Source organism: Acinetobacter sp. 228, from assembly GCF_048147885.1.
Map to the genome: position 1 here is coordinate 38,627 of NZ_JAYWYV010000023.1, position 6,888 is coordinate 45,514.

A 6,888-nucleotide genomic window follows, 5' to 3' on the forward strand; every position below is an offset into this window, starting at 1 on the left:
AATGTATAAGAAAAAAACTAATAAATATAAGTATAAGAATTTAATTAATATTGAAAATCTCTCCTTCCATAGGGAATAGACTGGAATGATAAGAAGGAGATTACTCAAAAAATGAAATTTCATTTATGATTTTTAATCATTAAAATAATTTGTGTAATTAAAACGTAATTTTTTTGTCATTACATTAACCATTCGCCTGGAAATTTGGTCACAAGATTCATCATGAAGCGCTGGAATTTTGTAGTGTCCGGATCATGTAAATGTTTAATGATACGACCATCTTTTTGATATTCCAGCCAAATGATTTCATTTTTTTCATTCAGCTTGAGCTGATAAGCGATACGTGGCAAATACTGATCCATTGCGTAAGTAATTTCCTTCTGGAAATCTTCCGACTGGATCACGAGGCCGACTTCAGTATTCAAAAAAGCTGAACGCGGATCAAAATTAAAGGAACCAATAAATACCATGCCATCCAGATCAAAGAATTTGGCATGCAAACTTGAGCTATTTTTATTCTTTGCCGGAATAATATTTCCAGTCATGACTTCATACCAGGTACGTTCAGGCCGGACAATATAAGGTTTAAATTCCCAGAGTTCGATGCCGTTTTGCAGTAACTGCTGACGATATTGTTGATAATAGGCATATACTAGAGCCACATCATTGGCCTGAAAAGAGTTGGTCAGGATTCTGATTTTGACGCCCTGTTGAGCACGATGAGTTAAATAGTCGGTGCCTTCTTGTGTTGGAATAAAATATGAAGACACCAGTTCCAGATGTTTTTTGGGCTCACCCATGAGTTCGAGCATATGGGTATAAATATAATCGCCATTTTTTGCATGGGGACGTGCTTTAGCGGGAGTATCCGCAACGAAATAAGCAGGTGCCCACTGAATGGGCTGTTTTTTCAATTGCTGTTCGACTTGTTTCTCGGCTATTCCGACCCGGCGTTTTAATTCAGTTTCATCAACATCTTCGTGCGCAAACTCAGTTTTGAGTTTTTTGAGCATTTCAGGATTGCCTGCATCATTTAGCACCTGCTGAAGATTATAACTAAGATCATCATTCCAAAACTTGATAAAGGTCTGATTCGCAGCATTTACACTTTGACCTGTAAAAAAGATATCGACATCGGTAAACTGGAAGTCTTCACTGGCATCAAAGTATTCACTGCTGATATTACGACCACCAGTCACTGCTGCAGTCCCATCAGCAATGATCAGTTTATTATGCATGCGATGATTAACCTGTTTCATCCGGAAACCATAATCAAGTGCACGTAATTTACGAAATTTATAGGGATTAAAAAGCTTTACCTGAATATTTGGATGCTGGCTTAGGGCCAGCAATTTGTCATCTAGCTGCGTACCATTCTGATCATCAATCTGTAACCGTACCTTGACTCCACGCTCCGCAGCTTTTAACAGTTGGGCCAACATCATGTTACCGATATAATCATCTTTCCAGATATAATATTGCAGATCAAGATGGTGTTGGGCCTTATTAATCAGGTACACACGTGCCGCCATGCTTATAAAGCCGTCATATAAGGGTAAAAAAGCAGTTTTCCCTTCATGAATCTGCTGTTTTGAAAATTGACCCTCTATCCATTGCGCGGGTTGGGCTGGAGTAATTTCTGCATCTTTGGCAGTGTTGGGAGCCAGTTCGCAGCCAGAAATCATGAGGGTTAAAGTAAAAACACTTAAACAGATAAACGGTGAAGGTTTAATCATTGATCTTCCATTGATTATAGGATTTTTTATTCCTTAACTCCCGATGTTAATAGTTGAATCTCCGAATAGAAAGAGGTTACTGTTAGTCATCTGTAAACCAGCAAAAAAAAGGATAGTTTTACATGAAATCACGTGCAGCGGTTGCGTTTGGTCCGGGCCAACCCTTAGAGATTGTTGAGGTGGATGTTGCTCCACCAAAAGCAGGTGAGGTACTGGTGAAAATTAGCCATACAGGCGTGTGTCATACAGATGCATTTACCTTGTCTGGTGAAGACCCTGAAGGTGTATTTCCTGCAATCTTGGGTCATGAAGGTGCAGGTGTAGTGGTTGAAGTGGGTGAAGGTGTCACCAGTCTGAAACCAGGTGATCACGTAATTCCACTTTATACTGCTGAATGTGGTGAGTGCTTGTTCTGTAAATCTGGAAAAACCAACCTGTGTGTTGCTGTACGGGCGACCCAAGGTAAAGGTGTCATGCCAGATGGAACTACGCGTTTTTCTTATAACGGCGAGCCAATCTACCATTACATGGGCTGTTCAACATTCTCTGAATATACCGTAGTTGCTGAAGTATCCTTGGCAAAAATTAATCCTGAAGCTAACCATGAGCATGTCTGCCTGCTGGGCTGTGGCGTGACGACAGGCATTGGTGCTGTCCATAACACTGCCAAAGTACAGGAAGGTGATAGTGTTGCTGTATTTGGTTTAGGCGGTATTGGTCTTGCTGTGGTACAGGGCGCCCGCCAGGCAAAAGCAGGCCGTATTATTGTGGTAGATACCAATCCAGATAAGTTTGAACTGGCGAAACAGTTTGGTGCGACAGATTTCCTTAATCCAAAAGACTATGATCAACCAATCCAGCAGGTTATTGTGGAAATGACCGGTTGGGGTGTAGACCATTCATTCGAATGTATCGGTAATGTTGATGTCATGCGTTCAGCACTGGAATGCGCGCACCGTGGCTGGGGCCAGTCGGTGATTATTGGCGTAGCCGGTGCAGGTAAAGAAATTTCAACCCGCCCATTCCAGTTAGTCACAGGGCGTAAATGGATGGGTACCGCTTTTGGTGGCGTGAAAGGCCGTTCACAATTACCAGGAATGGTAGAGCAGTCAATGAAAGGTGAAATTCAGCTTGAACCTTTTGTAACTCATACCATGCCATTAGATCAGATCAATGAAGCTTTTGACCTGATGCATGAAGGTAAATCAATCCGTACGGTCATTCATTTTGAATAAATGATTATCGTAGGCTTAAGAGAGAAAAAGACCGGTATTAAACCGGTCTTTTTTATGCGGATTTCACTTGATTCAGGATACATTAGTGCATTAAAGCATCACACAGACTCACCCAAAGAACACAAGCAAACTAAGGTCATTACATTCCAGATGTTTATATTAAATAGAACGTATCAACATACGTGATTGAAACCATTTTAAAAAATAAGGATAAGTTTTATGTCGAATGATAATTTTGATCGTGATGTTATTAAGAACTCTCCAAAAGATGTCCGCGACGATTTAAATGCAGATCCGATTACTGGTGAACCTGGTGCACATCCTGTAGGAACAGGTTTGGGTGCTGCAGGCGGTGCAGCCGCAGGCGTAGCAGTTGGTGCAGCAGGTGGTCCTGTTGGTGCTGCTGTAGGTGGTGTTGTGGGTGCTGTGGTCGGTGGTCTGGCCGGTAAAGGTATAGGCGAAGCAGTAAATCCAACCGAAGAACAGGCTTACTGGCGTGATAATTCTGTAAATACCCCATACTATTCAGATGCCCGTACCACATACAGCGATCTGGATTATGACCGCGATTACGATACTGCTTACCGCGTAGGTTATGAAAACCGGGGCAGCTATGATGCCCACACCCGTTTTGAAGATGCAGAACAAGATCTGAAATTAAAATGGGAACAAATGAAAGGCGAATCTCGTTTAAACTGGGAACAGGCGAAATTTGCAGTACGTGATGCCTGGAATCGTGTTTCACGTTAATTATTCATCTTCATGAAAATGAAGTGAAGTACTGTTGGCAAAATCTACATTTCTGTGGGTTTTGCCATTTTTATTGATATATTTAACTGTGTGATAAAATCATAAAAAAAAAGTAGAAAAGTTAATAAATATTTTTTTATATTTAATACTTGTCAAATGACCCTAGAGCGCGTATTTTAATTTCAGATTCATATTTTATGAAAGACATAATATGTTAACGCAACCTCTCATTTCAAACGCATATTTTTATTTCTGGCAGTTTAGATAATTGCCTGAATGCGTTTGGGCAATGAAATGGTTGCCCACCAGTTTATACCTGATCGGCAACCCTGATCAGGTTTTTTTATGCCTTTAATTTTTAAGAATATTTTGGAGACAATCATGACAACATTTAACTATTCATACTTTAATAGCTTTTATTGGTCTTATTTTAGTCAGCTAATGACCCTCAAGACAGTTTCGATTAGACCCATAACGCTCAAATAAAAGTTTGGACTGCTTTTCAGTCCCAGGATTAAAGTCATGAATACCCCAAATACATCACAACAACATCATGCTGAAAGCATTTTAACTTTACCCCAGCAACTTAAGCAGCAATTGCCACTGTCTCCGCAATTGGCTAGCCAGGTCGCTGAACATCGTCAAACTGTTCAAAATATATTAGAAGGCAGAGATCATCGATTAATGGTGATTACAGGTCCATGTTCCATTCATGATGAAGCTTCCGCGCTAGAATATGCAGAAAAATTAAAACAGCTACAAACTCAGGTTTCTGATCAGATTTTTCTGGTCATGCGTGCTTATATTGAAAAACCGCGGACTACGGTAGGTTGGAAAGGTTTCCTTTACGATCCGAATCTGGATGGTTCATCCAATATGCAATTGGGTCTGGAAAAATCCCGTGACTTATATCTTAAAATTATTGAAATGGGTCTGCCAATCGCTTCGGAAATTCTCAGCCCGATGGCAACCGCTTATTTCGATGATCTGCTGGCTTGGGGCGCGATTGGAGCACGTACCAGCGAATCACAAATTCACCGTGAAATCTCAAGTCATATGCCATATAGCATTGGTTTCAAAAATGGTACTGATGGTTCGATCCAGATTGCCCTAGATGCTATTCAGTCTGCCTCTCATCCGCATCAATTCCTGGGTATGAGCCAGTCCGGTTTGCCATGTATTTTACATTCTCAAGGTAATCCTAAAGCGCATTTAATTTTACGTGGTTCAAATAGTGGACCTAATTACCAGTTGGCTGAAATCGAGAAAATACAGGCAAAACATCAGATGGAATTGCCGGCACTGGTGATTGACTGTAGTCATGGCAACAGCTCAAAAAATCCGATGCTACAACCTGAAGTGCTGAAACAGATCTTGGCAGAACGTTTACATACCAAGGTTCGTGGTGTAATGCTTGAAAGCCATCTGGTTGATGGGAATCAGAAAATTTCTGAGCAAATGACTTATGGTCAATCAATCACTGATGGATGTCTGGGTTGGGCTAAAACCGAACAGATGCTGTTAAATATGACTGACTCACTACGACTTGAAGGTTTAAGGCGTAGTGCTTAAAAATCAGGTTCTGGCTTTCTCCAAGTCATTGGGGGAAGGCAGAAGAAGCTAATGAGGTAATTTACCTTGATGTTTAAAATTGTTCATTAAACAGTTTAAAAATATAATGAATAAATAGATGCAAAGGTCGAGATTAATTTTTACTAAGATATGCATAATATATGTCTAAATTTTATCCCCAGAAATTGGGGATAGTTTTTGCCCTGGAAAGAGCGGAAACATTGAAAAAATCTTCGATTTGATTAAAAAATAATCAATTTTATAAGCAGAATATTACAAATATGATCAAAAAACACACGAGTTGTGAAAACGTGTGTTTTTTGATCTTTGGGGTTTTGGATTTATTGATTTAAGTATTTGATAAATAACACTATTTAAAAAGGAATTTTGTATAATACCCATTATGTTAAATAAGCTTAGTTTTCCAAATGATTAATTAAAATATCTGTTTCTAACATGCTTTCTTAACTCTAGACTAAAAATTGCACATATAAATAGAAAAAAATTCATTAAAAAACCTAAAATCATATACAAATACACAAAAAAATTAGGTTCATTTAAAAGTTTTCTTATTGAAGATATATTCCCACCATCGGTAAAAATAAACATTTGATATCTAAAACAAATCATAATTATTAGAGTTAAAAAACATACTAGTAAAACTAAAGATCTATTATCTTTAATCTCATGAATGCTCTGATAATATCTTTCATATCTTTTAAATAGATGTTTAGTTCTAATGTCTAGCCCCCAAAAGGTATACTTTGAAAACATAATTAAAAAAATAAATATCTCAAATATTAACGTAACATCATTAACCAGTTTTACTTGTGGTGATGCCAAAATCATCGATTGGGAAAAGTTCGTAATCCCAGAATAACCTTCAATAGAGAACCCAAAAATATAAGCAACAATAAAAACTAAGGAAAATAAATGTAAATAAAAATACCGATAAGGGGATAATTCATCAAGAATTTTCATCAGTAATTTATCTGGGTGATAGGGGGCTTCACTTATATCATTATTCATATCACCTCCTGTCGTGCTACGAGTTAGATTGATCTTATTTCAGTTTTTCTAAAATTAACATAATACGGATTATACGAAGCCCCGATCTAAGATCTGGGCTTTATTTATTTCTACCTTACATTTCAACAAGTATTGATTCGCCTGTAGAACAGTCTCCATTACGCCATTGCCAATTTTCAATTAACTTAATTTTTCCATTGGCTTGGATCTCAATCTCAGTATTACATTCACCTATACGTAATTCATTCATCTCATTGATGTGGTGGTATGCCATAGTGAAAGTTTTTTCAGAAGTCATGAAACCTAGTAAATGTCCATTGGTAATACTGCCACCAGAATAGGTAGCTTCTATACGTTCACCTACTTGGTAATAATTAAAAATAGTCTCGTGAGATACTTCTCCATTAGATGTATTTTTAGCATTTACAAATTTTTTATTATTTAGATTTAAGTTCATTTCTACTCTTTAATTTCCCTAAAATTAACATAATGGACTGCTCCCAGTATCTTAGACATGAGATAGCCTCATTTTGAAGCTGTCTCGAATGCTTCTGGGCTCATACCAT

At 38.1% G+C, this 6,888-nt stretch carries 6 protein-coding genes; 3 read left to right on the forward strand and 3 right to left on the reverse strand.

Annotated features, from left to right (window positions below; all coding sequences use genetic code 11):
- Window positions 1-179 precede the first annotated feature (179 nt).
- Window positions 180-1,736, reverse strand: a complete 1,557-nt coding sequence (locus VXQ92_RS14065; RefSeq protein ID WP_416682207.1) for a phospholipase D family protein — start codon at window positions 1,734-1,736, stop codon at window positions 180-182.
- A 122-nt stretch (window positions 1,737-1,858) separates the two neighbouring features.
- On the opposite strand from VXQ92_RS14065, the gene VXQ92_RS14070 reads away from it, so the two are divergent.
- The 3 genes from VXQ92_RS14070 to VXQ92_RS14080 all read left to right on the forward strand — a co-directional run bounded on the left by VXQ92_RS14070 (window position 1,859) and on the right by VXQ92_RS14080 (window position 5,293).
- Window positions 1,859-2,971, forward strand: coding sequence for an S-(hydroxymethyl)glutathione dehydrogenase/class III alcohol dehydrogenase (locus VXQ92_RS14070; RefSeq protein WP_064095363.1), 1,113 nt, complete (start codon window positions 1,859-1,861; stop codon window positions 2,969-2,971).
- Between the two features lie 219 nt (window positions 2,972-3,190).
- On the forward strand, window positions 3,191-3,721 hold the full coding sequence (locus VXQ92_RS14075) for a hypothetical protein (protein WP_416682209.1): 531 nt from the start codon (window positions 3,191-3,193) through the stop codon (window positions 3,719-3,721).
- Window positions 3,722-4,243: 522 nt separating this feature from the next.
- Window positions 4,244-5,293 carry a 3-deoxy-7-phosphoheptulonate synthase gene (locus tag VXQ92_RS14080; protein WP_416682210.1) on the forward strand — a complete coding sequence of 350 codons (1,050 nt, stop codon included), beginning with the start codon at window positions 4,244-4,246 and terminating at the stop codon, window positions 5,291-5,293.
- Between the two features lie 432 nt (window positions 5,294-5,725).
- On the opposite strand, the gene VXQ92_RS14085 is transcribed toward VXQ92_RS14080, so the two are convergent.
- Both VXQ92_RS14085 and VXQ92_RS14090 read right to left on the reverse strand, forming a co-directional pair.
- Window positions 5,726-6,322: a hypothetical protein gene (locus VXQ92_RS14085; RefSeq protein WP_064095446.1), complete on the reverse strand. Its 597-nt coding sequence runs from the start codon at window positions 6,320-6,322 to the stop codon at window positions 5,726-5,728.
- A gap of 115 nt (window positions 6,323-6,437) precedes the next feature.
- Window positions 6,438-6,779 (reverse strand): hypothetical protein, encoded by a 342-nt coding sequence (locus tag VXQ92_RS14090; RefSeq protein WP_104472901.1) that lies wholly within the window; start codon window positions 6,777-6,779, stop codon window positions 6,438-6,440.
- Window positions 6,780-6,888: the final 109 nt, after the last annotated feature.

Coding starts and splice junctions, on each gene's coding strand:
- VXQ92_RS14080 (WP_416682210.1), top strand. CDS start 4,244: ATGAATACCCCAAATACATCACAACAACATCATGCTGAAAGCATTTTA.
- VXQ92_RS14070 (WP_064095363.1), top strand. CDS start 1,859: ATGAAATCACGTGCAGCGGTTGCGTTTGGTCCGGGCCAACCCTTAGAG.
- VXQ92_RS14085 (WP_064095446.1), bottom strand. CDS start 6,322: ATGAATAATGATATAAGTGAAGCCCCCTATCACCCAGATAAATTACTG.
- VXQ92_RS14065 (WP_416682207.1), bottom strand. CDS start 1,736: ATGATTAAACCTTCACCGTTTATCTGTTTAAGTGTTTTTACTTTAACC.
- VXQ92_RS14090 (WP_104472901.1), bottom strand. CDS start 6,779: ATGAACTTAAATCTAAATAATAAAAAATTTGTAAATGCTAAAAATACA.
- VXQ92_RS14075 (WP_416682209.1), top strand. CDS start 3,191: ATGTCGAATGATAATTTTGATCGTGATGTTATTAAGAACTCTCCAAAA.